A 21,117-nucleotide genomic window follows, 5' to 3' on the forward strand; every position below is an offset into this window, starting at 1 on the left:
GCGCGTCGCCGTGCGCGCGATGACCCGGCAACTGGCACCCGCCGGCCTGACCCGCCGTTCAGGCGGTGGCGCGCCGCCGGGACCGAGTGCGTGCGGGTGTCGGGCGACGTCGAGGCTGGCGCCTCCCGTCTCCCGCCGCCCCGGAAACCGGGGGCCTCCGTGGGCCGTCCGGGACGCTGCCCGGCGTCTCGGACGGGCGCAGGCGGCCGCCTACGCTCCCCGCGACCCGGTCCTTCCTCGATCGCGCGCGCGGCGGCCGGCGGCCGGCGCAGGCCCGGGGGAGCGGACCGGGGTGTCCAGCGTTCCGGTGTCGGCGTCGCCGGTGCCGGTTCGCCCGGTGTGGTGGTGCAACAGCCTGGTCAGCAGCTCGGTCAAGCGCTGCCGCTCCTCGGGTGACAGCGGAGCCAGTAGTTCGTCCTGGGTCTCGGCGAGCCGCTTCTCCAGTCGCCGCAGCTGCCGCCTGCCCGCGGCGGTCAGCGTGATGATGTTGCGCCGCCGATCGGCGGGATCCGGGGAGCGCTCGACCAGTTCGCGGTCGGCGAGTTCGTTGATCGTCGCCACCATGTCGCTGAGGTGGATGCCGCTACGCCGGCCCAGCGCGGCCTGGCTGGCCGGACCGAACCGCTCCAGCGTCGCGAGCAGGCGGTAGTGGTAACCGCGGGCGCCGACCGACGAGAACCCCTCGGCCACCAGGCGGTGCGCGTGGCCGGCGGTCTGGGTGAGCAGCCAACTGGGCAGGCTCTCCCAGGTGGCGGGCGTCTCCTCGGGCGGGTTCTCCATGTGACGAGTCTAACCAATCGTTCGGAGCACCAACGACTGTGCTACCGTTCGCGGCACAAACGTTAGTCATATAAACGTTAGGAAGCCGACTGGATCCTCGAGCCGGGACCGCACGCCGCGTCCCTCGGGCCGACATCGCCTGGAGGTGCCGCACCTGTCCGCCGAGGAACTCTTCCGCACCCACATCGAGTGACACGAACGTCACCTGGTCGAACTGAGAGGCCATCATGACCAGCACCGAAACCGTCATCCGCACCCTCGCCGACCGCGCCGAACTCGCCGACCTGGTCGCCCGCCACAGTCTCTGGATCGACGAGCGCCGCTACGGCGAGACCGACCGCCTCTTCACCGAGGACGTCGTCGTCACGTCGCCGCGCGGGGAGGCCCGCGGCATCGAGGCGCTCGTCCACCTCGTGCGCGCCGGCCACGACACCTATGCCCGCACCCTGCACAGCAAGTCCAACCTCGTCATCGAGGTCGACGGCGACACCGCCACGGTGCGGGCCCACGACGTCGCCGTGTTCGTCATCGACGACAAGACCGAGGCCGTCGCGGCCGGTGTCCACCACTACGAGGCGCGCCGCACCGCGGACGGCTGGCGCTTCGACCGCCTCGTGGTCGCCCCGGTCGCCCTGACCGAAGCCCTCGGCCGAGCCCTCTAGGGGTCCCTGCCGGCCGCGAGCCCCCGGCGTCCGGGAGTTCGCGGCCGGCGGGCCGTGCGCCTTCGCCGAGTCGCGCCGGGCCGTCGTGCCCGTGGCGCCGAGAGGCGCGTGGGGGCCCGGCGCGCTCGCGCCCGCCGCACCACGAACCACCCCAGGCGGACGTGTCCGCTCGTCACCAGCCCAGCGCCGGCTGGCCCATGACCTCGCCTCCGACTGCCGCGGCAAGGTCGTACGCGAGCTCCGGTCGTGCGGGGTGGACGTGCACGTAGACGCTGTGGCCTGCCGGTGCGGGAGCGTGCCACAGTTCGGCGCCGTTGACGGCGAGTTCGAACCCGCAGCGGTTGTGCTGGCCCGGCCAGCACGTGTGCCACGAGATCGACGCGGGGTCGGTGTTCGTGGCGGCGAGGACGGTGCGGGCCACGGTGTTCGGCAGCGGGTGTTCGGGAGTGGAGACCTCGGCGTCGATTCGTGGCAGTCGACGGAGTACGGCCACGATGTGGGGCGTCATGTCCGTGACGAGGTAGCCGTTGCCGTCGCCGTCCCGGCTCGGCCGGTCGCCCGCCGGCAGATGGGGCAGCAGCGCGCCCGTGACCGGGCCGAGCGAGCGGGCCGGGATGGACAGAGCGAGGAACGCGGGTCCAACGCCCAGGTACCGGTCCAGATCATGGCTGTCGGTCTCCACCCGGGCACTGACGTCCTGGGGGCAGCGGCAGTCGATCGACCTGAGGGCCACCAGGCGCTGTGCCATCGCGTACGCGGCCTCACGGTCGTCACTGGTGTGTATCCGGTAGACAGCCGAGTTCCCCACGGAGCGCAGTCTCTCAGCCACCCGCACGGGAGCCGACGACCGGCTCGCCGCCCTGGCCACCGCGCTCGACGGAACGCAGCAGCGCGCGTACCTGCGGCTCGCCTCGGAACGCGGGCTGCGTGCTCCGACCCGGGACGCGACCAGGACGACCGACGACGGACGCTACGCGCCGCCGGTCAGGCCGGCGACCGGCCCTTACCCTGCTCGACGCAGAACTCGTTGCCCTCCGGGTCGCGCAGCGTGACCCAGCCGCGTCCGTCCGCGGTGCGGTGGTCCTCGTGGAGCTTCGCGCCGAGGGCGATGACGCGTTCCACCTCGTCGTCGCGGCTGCGTTCGGTCGGCTGCCAGTCGAGGTGGACCCGGTTCTTCACCGTCTTGGCCTCGGGCACCCGGATGAACAGGATGCCGGGCACGGGGGAGGGCGCTTCGACGAGCACCTCGTCGTCGCCCGGCTCGTCCACGTCGGACACCAGCCATCCGGTCACCTCGCTCCAGAAGGTGGCGAGGCGGTAGGGATCGGCGCAGTCGACCGTGACGTGGCGGAGGATCATGCGCCACCCTAACCGACGGCACCGACGTGAGCGGCGCGCCGGCCGCGTCCGCGCAGGTGACGGCATCCTCGCTCGGGCGGGACGACGGACGCCGTTTCGGGTGCGACCGACGTGACCGGCGCTGGTAGCCTGACGCGTCCCGCGCGAGAGGTGGAGTCTGCCCGGTGCCCAGGTTGGTGCTCTGGAGGTTGGTCGCGGTGGGGGCCGTCTGCCTGGCGGCAGCCTGCGGTCCGCCATCGGCTCGTCCCGAGAGCGACGGGATCCCCTCAACGGCAACGGCAACGGCGACGGGCTCGGCCACCGCCACGAAGCCCGCGTACGCGGTCCCGCCGACCGGCGGCCCCGGCTACTCCGCCGCGCTGTCCGCACGCCTGCTGTCCCCGGACTCGGCGCCGCCCGGATTCGACGTCGAGATCGCGACGACCATGTCGCCGGACGCCGGAGACCATCGCCCGGGCGTCGCCGACTCCTGCGCGGGCGGCATGATCCCGCTGCTGTCGGCCGCACGGCTGACCGGGACGCCGTCAGCGATGGCCGCGGCCGTCCTCAGCCTTGACGCGGGTCCCGACAGCCTCTGGGTGGGGAGCGAAGTCCTCCGGACCTACGCCGACGACGGTGCGCGGCGGGCGATGACCGACCTGCGGACCCTCGTCGGCCGCTGCCCGACGGTCGTGTCGCCCGGCGGCGAGGACACGTGGCGCTTCGCGGTGACGCCGGGGCCGCGGCTGGGCGACGAGAGTGTCCACGTCAGCTGCCGCATGACGTCCGGTCCGCACACGTTGGGCTGCGACGGCCTTCTCGTCCGGGTCGGCACCACTCTGGTGGTCGTCAAGGAGGAGGGCAACGAACCCGGTGGCGAGAGGTACCTCGTCCCGCTCGCCGAAGCCGCGGTCCGCCGGTACCAGGCGACCGGATCCGGAACGGCCTGACGGGCCCCGTCGCCGGCACTCTCCACGGCGCGGACGGGTGACCGCAGCACGGTCAACCCGTGGGGTGGGAGCCCGGCGTGTGCCCGAACGTGCGCCGGAAGACGTCGATGAAGGCGCTGGCCGACGACCAACCGCACCGGTGCGCGACGGCGGTGACCGGCGTCCTCTCGGCCAGCAGGACCAGCGCGACGTGAAGCCGTAGCTGGGTGCGCCACTGTGGGAACGTCATGCCGAGGTCGGCGCGGAACAGCCGCGACAGCGTGCGCGCGCTCGCGCCGACCTCCCGGCCCAGCTGGGCGAGGGTACGCCCGTCGGCGGGGTCGGCGCGGAGGATGTCGCACACCGCCCGCAGCAGGGGAGAGGCGGGGGTGGGCAGGTGGAGCGGTTGCTGGGGTGAGGCCCGCAACTGGTCGAGCAACACCGCGCGCAGCCGGGCCCGTTCCGGGCTGTCGTCGTCCGGGCTCCGGGTGAAGGCGACGATCAACTCCCGCAGCAGCGGGCTCACGGCGAGCACGGTCGGCACGTCCAGAGCGAGCGGGTTCTCGGTCGCGGGTAGGCCGACCAGATGCAGTTCGAGTTCCCCGTGGGCCTGGTGGGCGTGCACGGTGCCGGCCGGCACCCAGATGGCCCGGGTCGCCGGGGCGACCCACGTGCCCGCGCTGGTGGTGACCGTCAGCACTCCGCGGCGGGCGTAGACGATCTGGTGGTCGTCGTGCCGGTGGGCGTCGATCGCGCCGCCGGACGCCAGCCGGCGGGTGTCGGTCGGAGCGACCGGCTGGTGGCGGATTTGCGTCATCCTTCGGCAGTTTATCGGAAGTGAGACGCGGCACCGCGCGCCGATCATGACCAGGTGCGAAGGAGTACGTCAATCGGTCTGCTGTCCGTCGGACACGCGTGCGTCGACGTGTACCAGGGTGCCGTGGCAGCCCTGATCCCGTTCTTCGTCGCCGAGCGCGGGTACGGCTACGCCACCGTGGCGGGCGTCGTGCTGGCGGCCTCCCTGTTGTCGTCGGTGGTCCAGCCCGTGTTCGGCGCCCTCACGGACCGGCGGGCGATGCCGTGGCTGCTGCCGGTCGGCACGCTGCTCGGCGGTGTCGGCATCGCCGCGAGCGGAGCCTCCGGCTCCTACGGGCTCACCCTCCTGTTCGTGGCGGTCTCCGGGATCGGTGTGGCCGCGTACCACCCGGAGTCCGCGCGGGTGACCCGGCTCGCCAGCCAGGGCCGGCACAGCGCCATGGGTTGGTTCTCGGTGGGCGGGAATCTCGGCTTCGCGCTGGCCCCGCTCATGGTCGGCGCCGTCCTGGCCGCCGGCGGGCTGCGCCGGACCCCGCTGCTGGTGCTGCCGGCGCTCGTCGGCGCCGTGCTGTGCCTGCCCGTGCTGCACGCGCTACGGCAGCGGCAGGCCCACGGCACCGCCACGGCGACGCGCGCCGGCGACGACGACAGAGCCTCCTTCGTGAAGCTGTCGCTCGCCGTGATGTGCCGCTCGATCGTCTTCGTCGGCCTGAGCACCTTCATCTCGCTGCACGCCCAGCAGCGGATGGGTGGCAGCACCGCGGCGGGCACGGCGGCCCTGTTCGTGCTCTACCTCGGCGGGGCGGTGGGCTCGGTGCTGGGCGGCGCGTTGGCGAACCGGTGGGACCGGGTCACCGTCTCCGGCTGGTCGTACCTCCTCACGGTGGGAGCGGTCGCGGGCGTGGTGTTCGTGCCGGGCCCGGCTCTCTACCTGTTCGTGGCGCTGACCTCGGCCGGTCTGTACGTGCCGTTCTCCCTCCAGGTCACGCTCGGCCAGGACTACCTGCCCTCGCGGGTCGGCACCGCGAGCGGGATCACCCTCGGTCTCGCCGTGAGCGTCGGCGGCCTGGTGAGCCCCGTCGTCGGCCGCGTCGCGGACGCGACGTCCCTGCGGACGGCCCTGGCACTCCTGGTCGTGATGCCGGCGCTGAGCTGGCTGCTGTTCCGGACCCTGCCCGAACCCGCCCCGCCGCGGTTCGCGGTGGAGACGCCCGCCGGCGACGGGACGCCCGCCGGCGACGCGGAGGCGGTAAGGTCTCGGATCGTCTCAGGTGGACCGGCTCGGTGGGCGGGAGGCGGGCATGCCGATCACAGGTCAGCGGGTGGTACGGCGGACCCTCGGGCGACGTCTGACCCGGCTCCGGCAGGCCAGCGGCAAGACCCGGCGTGAGGTGGCCGAGGCGAGGCTGGGCATCTCCGAGCCGACGCTGCACCGGATCGAGACGGGCAAGGTGCCGGTGACGCCCGCGAACGTGCGGGCGCTGTGCTGGCTGTACGGCGTCGACCAGAGCGTCACCGACGTCCTCGCCGAACTGGCGCTGGGGACCTCGCAGGAGGAGTGGTGGGACGCCAACCCGGTGATCCCCGACTGGTTCAAGCTCTACGTCGGCCTGGAGGCCAGCGCCACACGGATCCACACCTACTACGGCGAGATCATCCCCGGCGAGTTGCAGACCGAGCGGTACGCGCTGGCCGTGTTCGCGGCCGAGGGGGTGACCGACGACGAGACGGCGCGGCGACACGTCAAGCTGCGGATGCAGCGGCAGAGGGCGCTGTTCGCGCGCCGTCCCGCGCCGCGGCTGGTGTTCGTCCTCGGAGAGAACGTGCTGGCGCGGCCGGTCGGCGGCGAGACGGTCATGGAGGAGCAGCGGAAGCACCTGTGGGACGTGGCCGCGAGCGGCGCCGCGGAGATCCGCATCCTGCCGTTCTCGGTCGGCGCGCACGCGGCGATGGCCGGCGCGTTCCGCATTCTGGACTTCGACGACCCCGACGACCCGGACACGGTCTACCTGGAGTCCCACGTCGGCGCGCTCTACCTGGAGGAGCCGCACGAGGTGGACGAGTACCGGCGGATCTTCCAGCTCGTCCACGACGCAGCCGTTCCGCTGGACGAGCACCGGTAGCCCGCGGACGACACGCCCGGCCCCTGACGGCCGGGGCGGTACCACTACTACCCACGAAAGAGGCGGCATGACTGGTGTGAGTGGCGACGGCGAGGCGAAGCCGGCGACCGCGGCCAGGATCTACGACTACTACCTCGGCGGCACCCACAACTTCCCGGCCGACCGCGAGGCCGCGCAGGCGATGCTCCAGGTGCTGCCGCTGGGTCCGCAACTGGCCAGGACGAACCGCGCCTTCCTGCGGCGTGCCGTGCGCCACCTAGCCGAGTCCGGGGTGCGGCAGTTCCTCGACGTCGGCTCGGGCATCCCCACCGAGGGCAACGTCCACGAGATCGTCCAGCAGGTCGCGCCCGACGCGCGCGTCGTCTACGTGGACATCGACCCCGTGGCGGTCGCGGAGAGCCTGGAGCTCCTGGAGGGCAACGAGCTGGCCACCGCCATCACGGGCGACCTGCGCGACCCCCGGTCGATCCTGTCGCACCCGCAGGTCACGTCGATGCTCGACTTCACCCGGCCGATCGGCCTGCTGCTCGGCGCCGTCCTGCACTTCGTGCCCGACGACGAGGTGGCGTACGACGCGGTGGGGCAGCTGCGCGCGGCGCTCGCGCCGGGGAGCTACCTGCTCGTGTCGCACGCGACAGCGGATGACGCGCCGCACGAGCAGGACGAGCTGGACGTCGCCCACGACATCTACCGGCGGAAGACCGCGACGCCGCTCGGCCTGCGCACCCGGTCCCAGGTCGAGCGGTTCTTCACCGGGCTCGACCTGGTGGAGCCGGGCCTGGTCTGGCTTCCACTGTGGCGGCCGGCTCCGGACGACCCGCAGTACTTCGCCGACGACCCGAAGCTCAGCTCAGGGCTGGGCGGAGTCGGTCGGATCCCCTAGGCAGTGTCTCGAAGTCGGGTGCGGCGTGTCGGTGGTCGATAGATGGCGAGGTCTCCGGTAGAGGGTTCATCGACCAAGAAGAACCTGAATACCGGAGACCTCGTGGCCACCATAGCGGTGACGAGGCGGCACGACCTGACCGACGCGCAGTGGGCGGTGCTGGCGTCGCTGCTGCCTGTGGGTAAGCGGCCGGGTCGACCGTCGCAGTGGAGCAAGCGGCAGCTCATCGACGGCATCCGGTGGCGGGTGCGGGTCGGTGCGCCGTGGCGGGACGTGCCGGCGTGTTATGGCTCCTGGCAAGCGGTATACGCGTTGTTCCGGCGTTGGCAGCGGGCCGGGGTCTGGCAGCAGATCGTGACCGGATTGCAGGCCCGCGCCGACGCGGTTGGCTTGATCACCTGGGATGTCAGCGTCGATTCGACTATCGCTCGGGCCCACCAGCACGCCGCCGGCGCACGCCGGTGCCCACAGCAGCAGATCGAACCGCCCGGTGGGGTGGCGACGGAGCCCGCCGACCATGCCCTCGGGCGTTCCCGCGGCGGGTGGACCACGAAGCTGCACCTGGCCTGCGAGCAGGGCGGCAAGCCGTTGTCGATGCTGCTCACCGCGGGGCACCGCGGTGACAGCCCGCAGTTCACTGGGGTGCTGGCCGGTATCCGGGTGCCTCGGCTTGGCACCGGCCGGCCTCGCGTGCGACCAGACCGGGTGATCGCCGACCGCGCCTACACGTCCCGCGCCAACCGCGCCTACCTGCGCCGCCGGGGGATCAAGGCATGCATCCCCAGCAAGGTCGATCAGGACGCGCACCGCCGCGCCAAAGGCTCCGCAGGCGGCCGGCCACCTGCCTTCGACCCGGAGGTTTACCGGCAGCGCCACGCCGTCGAATGCGGCATCAATCGGCTCAAACGCCACCGTGGTCTGGCCACTAGGTACGACAAGCTGGCCGTCCGCTACGAAGCCACCATCCACGTCACCGCCATCAACGAATGGCTACGCGCACTTCGAGACACGACCTAGTCGCGACCGACCGACGGAGCCCGCCGGTGGAAGCCGGCGGGCTCCGTCGTGCCTGTCGTCGTGGGCGGACGAGCGACGTCGTCCGACCGCGATCTCAGCCCAGCAAGCGGTCGAACTCTCCCCGCTTGGCGCCGTAGAGGAACGAGTCCCACTCCTCGACAGTGAACCGCACGATGCCGGCCGCGGGGTTCTTGCTGTTGCGCACCTCGATCATCCCGGCGTGACGGCGAGCCTCGACACAACTGCCACCGTTGCCCGTCGACCTGCTGGACATCATCCACCCATCGCTGTCAGGCATCAGTTGCTCCTCTGTGGACGGTCGTTTCCGGCCGTCTCGAACGTTGCTTGCCCCTGTGCAATCACACACGACGCGATCACTTTGGGTGACCGGCCGCGGAGAGCGGCGAGGGTCAATCGGGAACGTTTCCCCAGCACATCAGCCATTCTCTGACCCTCGCGTCCTGGATGCGCGCCCTCACTCGAAGATCGCGCCGCACGTAGAGTAACTGATGACCGCTCGGCTGCACGAGTTCACCGTGACATGTCGTCTCCGTGAAATCTTGCACGGTGCGGCTTGCGCTGCCATGCTCATCGGTGCGCACCCGCCACAGTGGAACCAAGGAGGGCGACGATGTCCGCGCCACCGCTGCGCCCACAGGACCATCCGACGACGTCCCCAGCCTCGGCACAGGAGTTCGGCGTGGGCGACCGCGTGTGGGTACGTCGGGACGACTCGTGGCGTCCCGGCGTCATCCTCTGCTCCAGCAGGTCCGCCGCCACGCTGCGGTACCGCCCGGCGGAGACCGTCGGCACCGCGGTGGACACGGTCACCTCGCACAGCCTGCGTCCCCGCCACGACGAGGACCCCTACCTCGACGACGTCCCGCCGGCGGACCCGGACCGGCCGCCGCCGGTCCTCGCCACCCGCCAGCCGGCGACCTCCACGGATCTCCGCGCCTGACCGCCGCGATCCGCACCCTCCACCGCCAGCGCCGCCCGCCTCCGCCGCCCTCCTCACGCACGCACCGTCCCGAGTGGCCCGTGCCCCGGAGAAAAGGTCACGGGGAGGTAACTCAGGGATCCATGTGCGGCGATGATCGCTAGCCTCGGTGGCTGACCAGGCGATCTCGTCTGGAGTTAGGTGGAGAGTGGATGAACATTCGGAGGAGGGTGGTCTCGCCCGTCGCGGCGGCCGGTGCACTGGCCATCATCACGAGCCTCACCACGGGCCTGCCCTCGGTGGCGCAGGCCGCTCCGGCGTCCGCGGCGGCCGACGCCCCGATCACCCACGAGGAGAACCCGCGCGTTCCCAAGGGAGCCGCGTGGACGGAGGCGTACTTCCCGTCCTCGGACGGCAGCGACGTCGAGCTGCACGCCGACGTGCTGCGCCCGGCGCACCTGCCGCCGCACGCGAAGACGCCGGTGATCCTGTCGGTGGGCCCGTACTTCTCGCACGCGGGGGAGACGTCGCCCGGCGGGTGGGACCGGGTCGGGCCGTCGGCGCGCTTCCAGGACTTCATCGACGGCGCGCGGCTCATGGAGCGCGGATACACCTTCGTGATGGTCGACCTGCGCGGCTTCGGCGGCAGCACGGGCTGCCTGGACTTCCTCGGGCCGGGGGAGCAGGCCGACATCAAGGCGGCCGTCGAGTGGGCGGCGAGGCAGCCGTGGTCGACCGGCAAGGTGGGCATGTACGGCAAGTCGTACGACGCCAACACCGGGCTGGCGGCCAACGTCCTCAAGCTCAAGCCGCTGCGGGCCATCGTCGCGCAGGAGCCGACGTGGAACCGGTACAACTACCTGTTCAGCAACGGCGTGCCGCGTTCCAACGCGACCAGCAGCCCCCGGAGCTACTACTCGATCGCGACGATGCCGCCGCTCGCCGACGACAGCGACCGCTACAGGGCGAACGCCGAGTACGAGAAGAACCACCCCGAGTGCGAGATCGACAACCGCACCAACACGCAGAACCCCGACCCGAAGTCGGAGTTCTGGCGTGTCCGTGACTTCGCCTCGCGGGCCGCCGGGTCCCACACGCCGCTGTTCGTCACGTCGGGCTTCATCGAGGACAACACCAAGCCCGAGGACATGCAGAAGTACCTGGCCAACCACCACGGTCCGGAACGCGGGTGGCTCGGGCAGTGGGAGCACGTGCGCGGCAACGAGACCGACGCCGAGGGCCGGCTCAAGATGGGTCGGGCGGGCTGGTTCGACGAGGTGATGCGCTTCTACGACCAGCACCTGCGCGGCATCAGGCCGGCGGTGACCGACCCGGCGTTCTCGGTCGAGGACAGCCTCGGCAACTGGCGCGCCCAGCGGACCTGGCCGGTGGTCAACGACTCGTACAGGGCGCGGCTGTCGCCCGGGCGGTACGTCGACGACGGCGGCCAGACGCAGCGCACCGCCCAGCCGATGACGACGTCGCAGGCCGACGGCTGGGACATCGAGTACGCGCCGGAGGCCGGCTCACTGCCGACCGCCCGGACGGAGGCGCTCAGCGCCGACGCGCCCGGCAACAGCTACTGGACCTTCTCGACGCCTGCCGCCACGCAGGTGCGGCTCACCGGCACGCCGGAGATCACCCTGAAGACCAGGGGGCAGGGCAACGTCTGGGTACGGCTGTGGGACGTCGCTCCGGACGGCACGGCGACGATGTTCAACGAGAACGTCGCCGTGCTCGACGCCAGCGGGTCCACCTCGTTCGCCCTCAAGGCGACGGACTGGACCTTCGCGCGAGGGCACCGGCTGGGCGTGCAGATCGGGACCATCATGTCGAGGGGGTGGCGACCCGTTCCCTCCGGTCAGACCGTCACGGTCACCGACGCGCGACTCGCCCTGGAGGTGCAGGACCCGCGGTCCGACCGGCCCACCCAGGGTGACCGGTCGCCGTACCTGGACCGGTACGTGGCGGCGAACACCATCACGCTCGACAGCATCGGCGCCCCCACCTTCCCGTTGAGGGTGTCGAAGAAGGGCTGACCGGCGGCGGCTGCCCGGCACCCTGCCGGGCAGCCGTCCGGGCGCGGAGCGTGCGACCGGCGCGGGGGCCGCACCGGGCATCCGGTGCGGCCCCCGCCGTCGCGGCCCCGGTCTCCGTCGGGCGCCGCGACCCCGCACACCTGACGGCGGCTCGGGCGGCGTCGCTCATCGTGCGTCGCGCAGCGTGAGGACGTACGTGGCGGTCAGCGCGACGGCACGGTCCTCGTCCCGGGACAGGTCGGCGAGGACCCGGGACGCCGTGGCCCCCGGGATGTCCGCGAGCGCCTGCGCCAGCCGCCGACGCGCGGGCGGTCCGACGGCGCCGTGCGTGAGGCGGTCGGCGATCCTGGTGGCGATCTGCTCCGCCACCGCGGGGTCGCCCGCCAGCGTGCCCAGCGCGTCGGCGGCGTCGACGTCGTTCGCCTCCTCGACGACCATGTCGACGAGCGTCGGGATCGCGTCGGGCACCCGACGCGACCCGAGCGCCAGAGCCGCGGACCTGCGGACCGCCACGTCGGAGTCCGTGAGGGCGTCCCGCAGTCGTGTCGTCGCCTCGTCGGTCGGGATCTCGGCGATGGCCCGCACCGCCCGTTCCCGCACCTCGGCCTTCGGCGAGCGGAGGCCCTCGGCCAGCGGCGCCACCGCGCTGTCGCCCGACTGCGCGAGGGCCCATCGGAGGGCACCGGCGACGTTCGGGTCCGTCTCGTGCAACGCGGCCTCGACCAGGGCGTCCACCGGCACCGGGACCCCGTCGACCGAGGACAGGGCGGCGCGCTGGCGCTGCCCGGCGCTGTCCGACGCGAGGGCCTGGAGGAGCGCGACGACGTGGAGGACGTCCTCCCAGTCGGCGGGTTCCGCGGCGCCGATCCGGCGCAGACGCGTGAGCAGTTCCGTCTCCGCCGCGATGCGCGCGAGCGTCCGGCGGACGAGGTCGTCGACGAGCGCCGAGGGCGTGAAACCGGGATCGTCCAGCGCCCGTCCGACCTCGCGCAGCGACAACCCCAACGACCGCAGGCTCTCGATGTGGAAGATGCGCCGGATGTCCTCGCCCGAGTACTCGCGGTAACCGGACCCGGTGCGCCCCGTCGGCCGGACCAGGCCGAGCGACTCGTAGTGCCGGAGCATGCGGGCGCTCACCCCGGAGCGTCGTGCCACGTCACCGATCAACACTGCCTGTCACCCCTCCTGGGCGGTCGGGCCGAGGGCCACGACGCGCTTCGCCTCCTCGATCGCGAACTCGAACCCGGCGTCCGGGTCGCGCAGCAGCCGTTCCGTGGCCCTCGCGTGCTGGCGCACCCGAGGGTCGGCATGCGTCAAGGCGGCGCGCAGGGACGGCACGACCACCTCACCGAGCGCGACCAGCGCGCGGCTGAGGCTCAACTGCGTCTCGCGTGCGCCGCGCCCGAGCTGTGTCACCAACACTGCGGCCAACCCGGCTTCCGCACCCTCGGGCACGAGGACGACGGCCGCTCGCCAGGCGCTGCGCGCCACCTCGTCGTCGGCGTCGGTCAGGAGCGCCCGGGTGATGGCCGGCCACGCCCGCCGGTCCCCGATCTTGGACAGTGTGTGCAACGCCTGGCTCCGTGCCTGCGCCCGCTCGGAGCGGAGTTCGTCGACGAGCTTCGGCACCGTCACCGACGACGGGTGACGGGTGAGCGCCCACGTGAGCATGTCGCGCACGTAGAAGTCGGGCTCGACCGCGCACCGCTCGACGAGCGGGCCGACGAGCCGCTCCGCCGGGGTCGTGCCGGCCGCCAGCGCCGCCTGGAGCCGCACCGACGAGCTGCTGTTCGCCAGCCCCTGGAGTGTGCGCGCCGTGTTCGCGTCCTCCGCCGGCACGGTCATGGGGACCACCTCCGCGGCCCAGTGAAGACCTTGTCACTATGTCAAGGTCAAGCGCGGCCGCGCCGCGGGACGGGCACGCGCCTGCCGGGGGGAGCGGCGCCGCTCTCAGGCGCGGTAGTAGGCCTCGACGGGTACGCGCGCCTCGTCGAACAGCGCGGGACCGTCCTGCGTCACGGTCGGCCAGGCGCCCGAGGCCGGGTTGAGCTCGACGAGCTGCTCGGTGGCCAGTGCGTAGACGACCCGGCCCAGTCCGGAGCGGACGATGCCGCCCGCGCACATGCCGCACGGCTGGCAGCTCGTGTACATGGTCGTGCGCCGCGCCGTCTCCGGGTCCAGTTCACGGGCCGCCCAGCGGGCGAGCTTCAGTTCCGGGTGGGCGCTGATGTCGTCGTCGCGCCGTACGGTGTTGTGCGCCTCGGCGAGGATCGTGCCGTCCGGCCCGGCCAGCAGCGAGCCGTAGGGCGCGTCGCCCAGGGTGACGGCGTGCGCCGCGATGGCGATGGCACGCCGCAGGAGTTCCTCGTCGGCAGTCGTGATCACGGTCGTGTCCTCCGGTGTGGGGCCAGGGCGGTCGGCGCCTGCCAGGCTACGGTAGGGCTGGCCCTACCCCGAGGATCCAAGGTCGCCATGTGTCGTGCGGCGCCTCCGCCGACCAGGCTGATCACCATGACACCAACGGTCGTCGAGGTCCTCGACGTGACGAAGAGCTACCCGGGCAGCGCCGGCGTGCGCGCCCTCGACGGTGTGTCGGTGGGCTTCGCCGCCGGCACGTTCTGCGCCGTGATGGGCCCCTCCGGGTCCGGGAAGTCGACGCTGCTGCACTGCGCGGCCGGCCTCGACCGGCCGGACAGCGGACGCGTGCTGCTGGCCGGGCAGGAGATCAGCGGGCTCCGCGAGCCGAAGCTGACCACCGTGCGGCGCCGGCGGGTCGGCTTCGTGTTCCAGTCGTACAACCTGATGGACTCGCTGTCCGTCTGGCACAACGTCCTGCTGCCGCAGCGGCTGGCGGGCGTGCGGCCGGATCGTTCCTGGGCGCGCGAGGTCATGCGGCGGGTGGGGCTCGCCGGCCGGGAGAACGACCGGCCGGGCCAGCTCTCCGGTGGCCAGCGGCAGCGTGTCGCGCTCGCCCGGGCGCTGGCCGGGCGCCCGGAAGTGATCTTCGCGGACGAGCCCACCGGCGCCCTCGACCTCTCCACCGGACGCGAGGTGCTGGCGCTGCTGCGCGAGGCCGTGGACGGCTTCGGCACCGCCGTCATCATGGTCACCCACGACCCGGCCGCCGCCGCGTGGGCGGATCGCGTCGTCTTTCTCGCCGACGGCCGCATCGTGGCTGAGCTGGCGGACCCCACGGTCGAGAAGGTGGCGGCGCAGATGACGGCGGTGAGCGCCCGATGATGCGGCTCGCGCTCGGCTCGCTGCGCCGGCACCGCGGCGCGTACCTGGGCACCTTCCTCGCGGCCTTCCTGGCGGTGGCGCTGCTGGCCGGCGCCGGCCTGCTGCTCTTCTCGGTGCTGACCGCCAAGCCGCCGGCCGATCGGTTCGCCGCCACCGCCGTGGTGCTCTCCGGCGATCGCGAGGTCACCCTCCAGACGGTCAGGAAGAAGAAGGACAAGGTCAAGACGAAGACCAAGAGCGAGCGGCTGACCGGCGCCGGCACGCTGCCGGTCGACCTGGCCGGGCGGATCGCCGCGGTGCCGGGGGTCGCGGACGCGGTCGCCGACTACGCGTTCCCGGTGGCGTTCCCGGTGCGGGGCGAGGACGGCGCCCCCGTCGTCGGCCACGGGTGGGCGTCCGCCGCGCTCACCCCGTACACCCTGGAGCAGGGCCGCCCGCCGGCGGCGGGCGAGGTGGTGGTCGACGCGGACCTGGCCGCCCGCGGCGGCCTCTCCACCGGGGACCAGGTCCCGATCACGACCAGGACGGGCGTACGGACGCTGCGCGTGTCCGGCGTCGCCGCTCCCGCCGGACGGGACGGCCTGCCCGCCCAGGGCGCCGTGTTCCTCGCCGACCGGGAGGTCCCCGCCGTGTCCGGCCTGGCCGGTCCCACCGCGATCGGAGTGCTCGCCGCGCCGGGTGCGGACCCCGCCGCGCTCGCGGCGGCGGTACGCGCCGTGGCCGGCGACGCGACCCTGCTCACCGGCGCCGACAAGGTGCGCGGTGACCTGCCCGGGGCGCTGCCGGACTACATCGGCCCGATCTCCATCTTCGGCTTCACGATCGGGATCACCGCGTTCGCCGCCGTCTTCGTGCTCACCGGCACGGTCGCGCTGGGTGTGCGGCAGCGGCTGCGCGAGCTGGCCCTGCTGCGCACGGCGGGGGCGACCCCGGGGCAGCTGCGCCGCCTGCTCGGGCTGGAGAGCGTGGTGCTCGCGGCCGTCGCGGCGGTGCCGGCGATGCCGCTCGGTGTCGTGGTGGCCCGGGTGGTGGCCGCCCGGTTCCGCGCCCTCGGCGCGGTGCCGGCGCAGTTCACCGTCGGCGTGAACGTCCTGGTCCTCGGCGGGGCGGCCGCGGCCGGCGTGCTCGTGACGTTCGTCGCGGCCCGGATCGCCGGCCGGCGGGCGGTGCGGATCGCGCCGACGCAGGCACTGGTCGAGACCGCCACCGCCCCGCGCGGCGGCCTACTCGTCCGCGTTCTCGCCGCCCTGGTCACCGCGGGCGGGGCGGTCGCGGTGCTCAGCTTCGTGCCGCTGGGCGGGCCGCTCGGCATGGGCATGAGCTTCGTGTCGTCCGCGCTGCTGCTGTGCGCGGTGGCCGCGCTCGGCCCGGTGCTGGTGCGCGCCCTGACCGCCGTCGTCGGCCGCCTGACGCGGGTCGCCGGGGTGACCGGCTGGCTGGCCGGCACGGTCGCCCGGGTGGAGAGCCGGCGCGTCGCCGCCGTCGCCGTGCCACTGGTGCTGATGTTCGCCGTCAACGCCACGATGCTGCTGAACAGCTCGCTGCTCGGCAGGCTCACCGCCGACGAGCACGCCGCCCGGAACGCGCCCGCGACCGGCCAGGTGACCGGCCCGGCCGGTCTGCCACTGGACGCGGTCGGCGACCTGGCCGCGCTGCCCGGCGTCACCGGAGCCGCCGCGACGCTGCCCACCCGGGCGATCGTCGCGCAGGGCGGCAAGCCGGAGGACCACCCCTCGCAGGGGCTGTTCCTGGCCGGCCGGGAGGCGGCCATCGACCTTGGCGTCCGGGAGGGGCGGATCGGTGGCGACGACACCTTCGCGGCCAGCTCCTACCTCGTGCGGCAGTACGGCTGGCGGGTCGGCGACGAGGTGCCGATCTGGCTGGCCGACGGGTACCAGGTCACGCTGCGCCTGGCCGCGGTGTACGAGCGGGCCCGGGGCTTCGGCGACATGGCGCTGCCCGCCGGCCTGGTCGCCGCGCACGACCCGCGCGGCCTGGTCGCGGCCGTGGCGCTGCGCTACGACGGAGACGTGGCGTCCCGCATCCGGGAGCGGTGGCCGGCGCTGCGGGTCACCCCGACGGCCGAGGCGGTCCGCGCCGGTGACGCGCAGAACCAGCAGGGCGCCTGGGAACTGATGGTGGTCATCTCCCTCGGCTTCACCGCCATCGCCGTGGTCAACACGTTCGCGATCGCCACCGCGGCCCGCCGGCGGGAGTACGCCGACCTGCGGCTGGCCGGGGCGACGGCCGGCCAGGTGCACCGCATGGTCACCGGCGAGGCGGCGATCACCGTGGCCGTCGGGCTGCTGCTCGGCGCGGCGGTCGCCGGGATCGTGGTGGGCGCGTTCAGCACGGCCCAGGACGGGGTCTTCCGGTTGATCGTGGACCCGGTGACGTACGCCGGCATGCTGGCCGGGGTCGCGGCCCTGGGCATGGTCGCCGGCGCCCTGCCGATCCGGCTGGTCCTGCGCCGCCGCGCGCTGCCCGCCGTGGCCGACGGTCGCTGATCATGGTGGCTATCCTGGTGCCGGTGAGGACGACCGGGCGGGCGCTGGGATACCTGGCCAGCGGTGTGCCCGCCGGGGTGGTGGGTCTCGTCTGGACCCTGGCGGCGACCCTGGTGGTCGGCCTGCTCGCCGTGACCCACCTCGGCGGACCGGCCTTCCTCGGCGCCGCCTGGGTCACCCGTCGGCTCGCCACCCTGGAGCGGCGGCGGGCCGGTTGGGTCCTCGACCGGCCGATCACGTCGCCCTACGTCCCGGTCACCGCCGACACCGTGGGGCGGCGGGTCGCCGCGGTCGCCGGCCAGCCGGCCACCTGGCGGGACGTGGCCTGGCTGGTGGTGCTGTTCCCGATCGGCCTCGCCGGCGGTGTCGCCGGCACGGTGATCGCGGCCGTCGACCTGGGCGCCGTCACCGCGCCGGCGTGGGCCTGGGCGGTGCCGAACCCGCACGCGCCGTTTCCCATGAAGCCGCTGCTCACCACCACGCCGGGCCGCTTCGGGCTCACCCTGATCGGGCTCGCGCTGCTGCCCCTGGCCGTGTGGCTGCTGCGCACCCTGGCCCGCGCCCAGACCGCCGCCGCCCGCGCGCTGCTGGCGCCCGGCCTGCACGCGCAGCTGGTCCAGGAGGCCGCCCGGCTCGCGCAGACCCGGGCCCGGGTGGTCGACGCCCAGGCCGCGGAACTGCGCCGGATCGAGCGCGACCTGCACGACGGTGCCCAGGCCCGGATCGTGGCCGCGGGCATGACCCTGGCGCTCGCGGCCCGCAAGCTGCGCACCGGCGGGGCGGCCGGACCCGACGTCGAGCTGGCCCGGCGCCAGCTCGACGAGGCCCTCGCCGAGCTGCGCCGGCTGGTGCGCGGCATCCACCCGCCGATCCTGACCGACCGCGGCCTGCACGCGGCCCTCGCGGCGCTGGCCGCCGACAGCCCGCTGGCCGTCGAGGTGCGCGGCGACCGGCAGGCGCGGTACCCAGCGGCCGTGGAGTCCGCCGCCTACTTCGTCGTCGCCGAGGGCCTCGCCAACGCCGCCAAGCACGCCGACGCGGCCACCTGCGTCGTCGACCTGACCCGGACCGACGCGGCGATCGTCGTGACGCTCACCGACGACGGCCGCGGCGGCGCCGACCCCTCCGGCGCCGGCCTCGACGGCCTGCGCCGGCGCGTGGAGGCCCTCGACGGCACGCTGACCATCACCAGCCCGCCCGGCGGGCCGACCGTACTGCGGGCGGAGTTCCCATGCGCATCGTGATCGCCGAAGACCTGCTGCTGCTGCGCGACGGCATCGTGCGGCTGCTCACCGACACCGGTCACACGGTCGTCGCCGCGGTGGACACCGCGCCCGACCTGCTCGCCGCGTACGACGAGCACCGGCCGGACCTGGCCGTCGTCGACGTACGGCTGCCGCCGGGCTTCCGCGACGAGGGGCTGCGCGCCGCGCTCCACCTCCGCGCCCGGGACCCGGACGGGCGGGTGCTGATCCTGTCCCAGTACGTGGAGCGGACGTACGCCGCGGAGCTGCTGGCGGACGGCCGGGGCGGGGTCGGGTACCTGCTCAAGGACCGGGTGACCGCGCTCGACGAGTTCCTCGACGCGATCGACCGGGTGGCGGCCGGCGGCACCGTGATGGACCCGGAGGTGGTCCGGCAGCTGTTCACCCGCAACAGCCGCACGAGCGGCGTCGGGGCGCTCACCCCGCGCGAGCGGGAGGTCCTCGGCCTGATGGCCCAGGGCCTGTCCAACGCGGCGATCTGCGCCGCGCTGGTCCTCGCGCCGGTGTCGGTCGAGAAGCACATCACGAACATCTTCGCGAAGCTCGACCTGCCGCCGGACGACGACGCGCACCGCCGGGTCCGTGCCGTCCTGGCCTACCTCAACCAGTGACCCCCACCCGGGTCACGGGTGCCGCGACCCCGACTCGTCCGCGACCTGGATGATCGTCCGGCCGGGCGTACGGCGGCGGCCGGCGAACGCCGAGGCCGCCTCGGACAGCGGCAGCACGGCGCCCACGACGGGCCGGAGCCGTCCGGCGCGCACCCGCTGGGCGAGGTCGGCCAGCCGGGCGCGATCGGGTTCGACGACGAAGAAGATCGCTCGCCCGTCCCGCGGCCGCACGGTGGGCGGCGCGGCGATGGTGACGACGGTGCCGCCGGGGCGTACCAGTTCGGTCGACCGTTCCAGGACGTCACCGCCGATGACGTCGAGGACCACGTCCACCTCGCCGGCGTCCCGCAGGTCGTCGGCGTCCAGGTCGAGGAAGGCGTGCGCGCCGAGGTCGAGCGCGACCTCGCGGTGGTCGGCGCGGCCGGTGCCGATCACGTGGGCGCCCACCTCGCGGGCGAGTTGGACGGCGATCGAGCCCACGCCGCCCGCGGCGCCGTGGACGAGGACGGTCTGTCCGGTCGTGAGGTGGCCGTGGTCGAAGAGCCCCTGCCAGGCGGTCAGTCCGGAGATGGGCAGCGCGGCGGCCACGGTGTGGTCGATGTCGGCCGCGAGGGGCGCGAGGTTGCGCGCCTCCACCGCCGTGTACTCGGCGAGCGTTCCGTTGCGGGCCCAGTCGGTCAACCCGAACACCCGCTGGCCCACCGTGAGGCCGGTGGTGCCGTAGCCGAGTTCCACCACGGTTCCGGACAGCTCGTGCCCCGGGATGCTGGGTGTCCGGTCGCGGCCGGAGCGATCGGTCCAGGTGGCGGGCCAGTCGAGCTCTCCGGAGGTGAAGCCCGCGGCGTGCACGCGCACGATGACGTCGTTCTCCGCCGCGTGGGGGTGGGGCATGTCCGTCAGGGTGAGGCCGCCGACGCCGGCGTCACGGTCTCGTACGGTGATCGCTCGCATGCGAGTCCTTCCGGGAGCGGTGGCCGGCTCGGCGTGCCGCACCGACCGCCGGGTTGGGTGTCTGCTGGCTGTTCGGTCAGCTCGGCCAGGGCGCGCCGATGATGCGCTCGACCGTCGTCGTACGCCGGAAACCGGGGATGAAGTGCTCGATGATGTCGGAGTTCACGGTGCCGTTCGTGGTCTCCGGCCGGTCCTTGAACCCGTCGAACTGGGCGCGCAGGAACTCGTTCTTGAAGTCCCCGCGGGGGTGGACGGCGACGATCTCCGCCACCCGGTCCCGCTCCAGCCCGTCGAGACCGAGGCCGATCACGTCGGTCAGGACGCCGAGCTGCGTGATCGCGATCTCCGGACCCATCCGGTCGGGAATGCCCGGTGTGGTGTGCAGCGCGATCGCCGTCCAGACCGTCTCGGCGGCGGCCGTCGGGAACCCCCGCTCCAGCAGGAACCTCCGCGCGTGGTCGGCGCCGTCGACCTCGAACCGCTGCTCGACGTCGGAGAAGGGGTTCGCGAGGCCGACGTCGTGGAACAGGGCCGACAGGTAGAGCAGCTCCGGGTCCGGTTCCGCGCCGAGCGCGCGGGCGTGCATCAGGCCGAAGAGGAAGACCCGCCGGGAGTGGTGGTAGATGAGAGGGCTGGTCGTCTCCCGCACGAGCCGGGTCGCTTCGGCGACCGCCGCCGTCTCAGGAATCTCCAGTCCCGCGATGACCTCTGGCATGACCTCAGACTTTCCAGGAGCGTGGCTGGTGGTGTGGCCCGGATGGGCGACTTTCATGCTGCCCACCGACCCGGCCGCGGTGCCGCCTTCCTCCGGCCAGGAACCACCGATATCCGGACATGACGAGGACGCACCACCGCCCCACCCGCCACCGGCGGTCCGAAGCCACCCCCGGGGAGGGATCCCCGTCGTCGCCGGCGCGGAGCGTGCTACCAATGAACGGTGTCACGCCCCCCACGTCGCCGCCCGGGCGGCGGCCAGGGTCCGGCAGGTCGCCGCGTGGACCCCGGTTCCGAGGTAC

Annotated in this window: 21 protein-coding genes and 1 pseudogene; 12 read left to right on the plus strand and 10 right to left on the minus strand. The window is 73.4% G+C overall.

What is annotated here, in order from left to right; translation table 11 throughout:
- Positions 1–210 precede the first annotated feature (210 nt).
- Positions 211–780, minus strand: coding sequence for a MarR family winged helix-turn-helix transcriptional regulator (locus tag OG994_RS07090; protein ID WP_328852592.1), 570 nt, complete (start codon positions 778–780; stop codon positions 211–213).
- Between the two features lie 227 nt (positions 781–1,007).
- Here OG994_RS07090 and OG994_RS07095 point away from each other — a divergent pair, with 227 nt between their 5' ends.
- On the plus strand, positions 1,008–1,442 hold the full coding sequence (locus tag OG994_RS07095) for a nuclear transport factor 2 family protein (protein WP_120326889.1): 435 nt from the start codon (positions 1,008–1,010) through the stop codon (positions 1,440–1,442).
- A 172-nt stretch (positions 1,443–1,614) separates the two neighbouring features.
- Here OG994_RS07095 and OG994_RS07100 read toward each other — a convergent pair whose 3' ends face one another.
- Positions 1,615–2,250 (minus strand): hypothetical protein, encoded by a 636-nt coding sequence (locus OG994_RS07100; RefSeq protein ID WP_120326890.1) that lies wholly within the window; start codon positions 2,248–2,250, stop codon positions 1,615–1,617.
- Positions 2,251–2,426: 176 nt separating this feature from the next.
- Positions 2,427–2,801 (minus strand): VOC family protein, encoded by a 375-nt coding sequence (locus OG994_RS07105; protein ID WP_328852593.1) that lies wholly within the window; start codon positions 2,799–2,801, stop codon positions 2,427–2,429.
- A gap of 164 nt (positions 2,802–2,965) precedes the next feature.
- Between OG994_RS07105 and OG994_RS07110 the strand changes: the two genes are divergently transcribed.
- Complete coding sequence (locus OG994_RS07110) at positions 2,966–3,730, plus strand: sensor domain-containing protein (RefSeq protein ID WP_120326892.1); 765 nt, start codon at positions 2,966–2,968, stop codon at positions 3,728–3,730.
- A 52-nt stretch (positions 3,731–3,782) separates the two neighbouring features.
- Here OG994_RS07110 and OG994_RS07115 read toward each other — a convergent pair whose 3' ends face one another.
- Positions 3,783–4,526: an AraC family transcriptional regulator gene (locus tag OG994_RS07115; protein ID WP_120326893.1), complete on the minus strand. Its 744-nt coding sequence runs from the start codon at positions 4,524–4,526 to the stop codon at positions 3,783–3,785.
- Positions 4,527–4,580: 54 nt separating this feature from the next.
- Here OG994_RS07115 and OG994_RS07120 point away from each other — a divergent pair, with 54 nt between their 5' ends.
- The 4 genes and pseudogenes from OG994_RS07120 to OG994_RS07135 all read left to right on the plus strand — a co-directional run bounded on the left by OG994_RS07120 (position 4,581) and on the right by OG994_RS07135 (position 8,548).
- On the plus strand, positions 4,581–5,915 hold the full coding sequence (locus OG994_RS07120; RefSeq protein WP_328852594.1) for an MFS transporter: 1,335 nt from the start codon (positions 4,581–4,583) through the stop codon (positions 5,913–5,915).
- Complete coding sequence (locus tag OG994_RS07125) at positions 5,827–6,648, plus strand: helix-turn-helix domain-containing protein (RefSeq protein ID WP_147427226.1); 822 nt, start codon at positions 5,827–5,829, stop codon at positions 6,646–6,648. The genes OG994_RS07120 and OG994_RS07125 overlap by 89 nt, the downstream gene beginning before the upstream one ends.
- A gap of 57 nt (positions 6,649–6,705) precedes the next feature.
- A pseudogene (locus OG994_RS07130) lies at positions 6,706–7,531 on the plus strand (SAM-dependent methyltransferase); the annotation flags it as partial.
- Between the two features lie 102 nt (positions 7,532–7,633).
- Complete coding sequence (locus OG994_RS07135) at positions 7,634–8,548, plus strand: IS5 family transposase (RefSeq protein ID WP_396844139.1); 915 nt, start codon at positions 7,634–7,636, stop codon at positions 8,546–8,548.
- A 94-nt stretch (positions 8,549–8,642) separates the two neighbouring features.
- On the opposite strand, the gene OG994_RS07140 is transcribed toward OG994_RS07135, so the two are convergent.
- On the minus strand, positions 8,643–8,846 hold the full coding sequence (locus OG994_RS07140; RefSeq protein ID WP_120326896.1) for a DUF397 domain-containing protein: 204 nt from the start codon (positions 8,844–8,846) through the stop codon (positions 8,643–8,645).
- A gap of 402 nt (positions 8,847–9,248) precedes the next feature.
- Here OG994_RS07140 and OG994_RS07145 point away from each other — a divergent pair, with 402 nt between their 5' ends.
- Both OG994_RS07145 and OG994_RS07150 read left to right on the plus strand, forming a co-directional pair.
- A complete protein-coding gene (locus OG994_RS07145; RefSeq protein WP_328852595.1) occupies positions 9,249–9,509 on the plus strand; it encodes a hypothetical protein in 261 nt (86 codons plus the stop codon).
- A 191-nt stretch (positions 9,510–9,700) separates the two neighbouring features.
- Positions 9,701–11,527 (plus strand): CocE/NonD family hydrolase, encoded by a 1,827-nt coding sequence (locus tag OG994_RS07150; RefSeq protein ID WP_328852596.1) that lies wholly within the window; start codon positions 9,701–9,703, stop codon positions 11,525–11,527.
- A gap of 165 nt (positions 11,528–11,692) precedes the next feature.
- Here the strand turns inward: OG994_RS07150 and OG994_RS07155 are convergent, their stop codons facing one another.
- From OG994_RS07155 to OG994_RS07165, 3 genes are all read right to left on the minus strand, one after another.
- The gene (locus OG994_RS07155) at positions 11,693–12,697 is read right to left on the minus strand and encodes a HEAT repeat domain-containing protein (protein ID WP_328852597.1); all 1,005 of its coding nucleotides are present in this window, start codon (positions 12,695–12,697) and stop codon (positions 11,693–11,695) included.
- A gap of 6 nt (positions 12,698–12,703) precedes the next feature.
- Entirely contained in the window at positions 12,704–13,372 is a 669-nt protein-coding gene (locus tag OG994_RS07160) for a HEAT repeat domain-containing protein (RefSeq protein WP_328852598.1), read from the minus strand.
- Positions 13,373–13,477: 105 nt separating this feature from the next.
- The gene (locus OG994_RS07165) at positions 13,478–13,912 is read right to left on the minus strand and encodes a nucleoside deaminase (protein WP_120326901.1); all 435 of its coding nucleotides are present in this window, start codon (positions 13,910–13,912) and stop codon (positions 13,478–13,480) included.
- A 126-nt stretch (positions 13,913–14,038) separates the two neighbouring features.
- On the opposite strand from OG994_RS07165, the gene OG994_RS07170 reads away from it, so the two are divergent.
- From OG994_RS07170 to OG994_RS07185, 4 genes are read left to right on the plus strand one after another with little or no spacing between them, the layout of a single operon-like run.
- Positions 14,039–14,767: an ABC transporter ATP-binding protein gene (locus OG994_RS07170; protein WP_328852599.1), complete on the plus strand. Its 729-nt coding sequence runs from the start codon at positions 14,039–14,041 to the stop codon at positions 14,765–14,767.
- Complete coding sequence (locus tag OG994_RS07175; protein ID WP_328852600.1) at positions 14,764–17,274, plus strand: ABC transporter permease; 2,511 nt, start codon at positions 14,764–14,766, stop codon at positions 17,272–17,274. The genes OG994_RS07170 and OG994_RS07175 overlap by 4 nt, the downstream gene beginning before the upstream one ends.
- 23 nt (positions 17,275–17,297) lie before the next feature.
- Positions 17,298–18,518 carry a sensor histidine kinase gene (locus OG994_RS07180; RefSeq protein ID WP_240032781.1) on the plus strand — a complete coding sequence of 407 codons (1,221 nt, stop codon included), beginning with the start codon at positions 17,298–17,300 and terminating at the stop codon, positions 18,516–18,518.
- A complete protein-coding gene (locus OG994_RS07185) occupies positions 18,506–19,150 on the plus strand; it encodes a response regulator transcription factor (RefSeq protein WP_120326905.1) in 645 nt (214 codons plus the stop codon). The genes OG994_RS07180 and OG994_RS07185 overlap by 13 nt, the downstream gene beginning before the upstream one ends.
- 12 nt (positions 19,151–19,162) lie before the next feature.
- Here the strand turns inward: OG994_RS07185 and OG994_RS07190 are convergent, their stop codons facing one another.
- A complete protein-coding gene (locus tag OG994_RS07190; protein ID WP_328852601.1) occupies positions 19,163–20,101 on the minus strand; it encodes an NADP-dependent oxidoreductase in 939 nt (312 codons plus the stop codon).
- Positions 20,102–20,177: 76 nt separating this feature from the next.
- Positions 20,178–20,816: an HD domain-containing protein gene (locus OG994_RS07195; RefSeq protein ID WP_120326907.1), complete on the minus strand. Its 639-nt coding sequence runs from the start codon at positions 20,814–20,816 to the stop codon at positions 20,178–20,180.
- Positions 20,817–21,117 lie beyond the last annotated feature (301 nt).

This window comes from Micromonospora globbae (assembly GCF_036184225.1).
GTDB classification, from domain to species: Bacteria; Actinomycetota; Actinomycetes; order Mycobacteriales; family Micromonosporaceae; genus Micromonospora; species Micromonospora globbae.

Excerpts from the sequence above, each read along its gene's own strand:
- OG994_RS07095 (WP_120326889.1), top strand. The coding sequence starts at position 1,008 with ATGACCAGCACCGAAACCGTCATCCGCACCCTCGCCGACCGCGCCGAA.
- OG994_RS07175 (WP_328852600.1), top strand. The coding sequence starts at position 14,764 with ATGATGCGGCTCGCGCTCGGCTCGCTGCGCCGGCACCGCGGCGCGTAC.
- OG994_RS07170 (WP_328852599.1), top strand. The coding sequence starts at position 14,039 with ATGACACCAACGGTCGTCGAGGTCCTCGACGTGACGAAGAGCTACCCG.
- OG994_RS07125 (WP_147427226.1), top strand. The coding sequence starts at position 5,827 with ATGCCGATCACAGGTCAGCGGGTGGTACGGCGGACCCTCGGGCGACGT.
- OG994_RS07115 (WP_120326893.1), bottom strand. The coding sequence starts at position 4,526 with ATGACGCAAATCCGCCACCAGCCGGTCGCTCCGACCGACACCCGCCGG.
- OG994_RS07090 (WP_328852592.1), bottom strand. The coding sequence starts at position 780 with ATGGAGAACCCGCCCGAGGAGACGCCCGCCACCTGGGAGAGCCTGCCC.
- OG994_RS07150 (WP_328852596.1), top strand. The coding sequence starts at position 9,701 with ATGAACATTCGGAGGAGGGTGGTCTCGCCCGTCGCGGCGGCCGGTGCA.
- OG994_RS07140 (WP_120326896.1), bottom strand. The coding sequence starts at position 8,846 with ATGCCTGACAGCGATGGGTGGATGATGTCCAGCAGGTCGACGGGCAAC.
- OG994_RS07195 (WP_120326907.1), bottom strand. The coding sequence starts at position 20,816 with ATGCCAGAGGTCATCGCGGGACTGGAGATTCCTGAGACGGCGGCGGTC.
- OG994_RS07160 (WP_328852598.1), bottom strand. The coding sequence starts at position 13,372 with ATGACCGTGCCGGCGGAGGACGCGAACACGGCGCGCACACTCCAGGGG.
- OG994_RS07190 (WP_328852601.1), bottom strand. The coding sequence starts at position 20,101 with ATGCGAGCGATCACCGTACGAGACCGTGACGCCGGCGTCGGCGGCCTC.
- OG994_RS07185 (WP_120326905.1), top strand. The coding sequence starts at position 18,506 with ATGCGCATCGTGATCGCCGAAGACCTGCTGCTGCTGCGCGACGGCATC.
- OG994_RS07105 (WP_328852593.1), bottom strand. The coding sequence starts at position 2,801 with ATGATCCTCCGCCACGTCACGGTCGACTGCGCCGATCCCTACCGCCTC.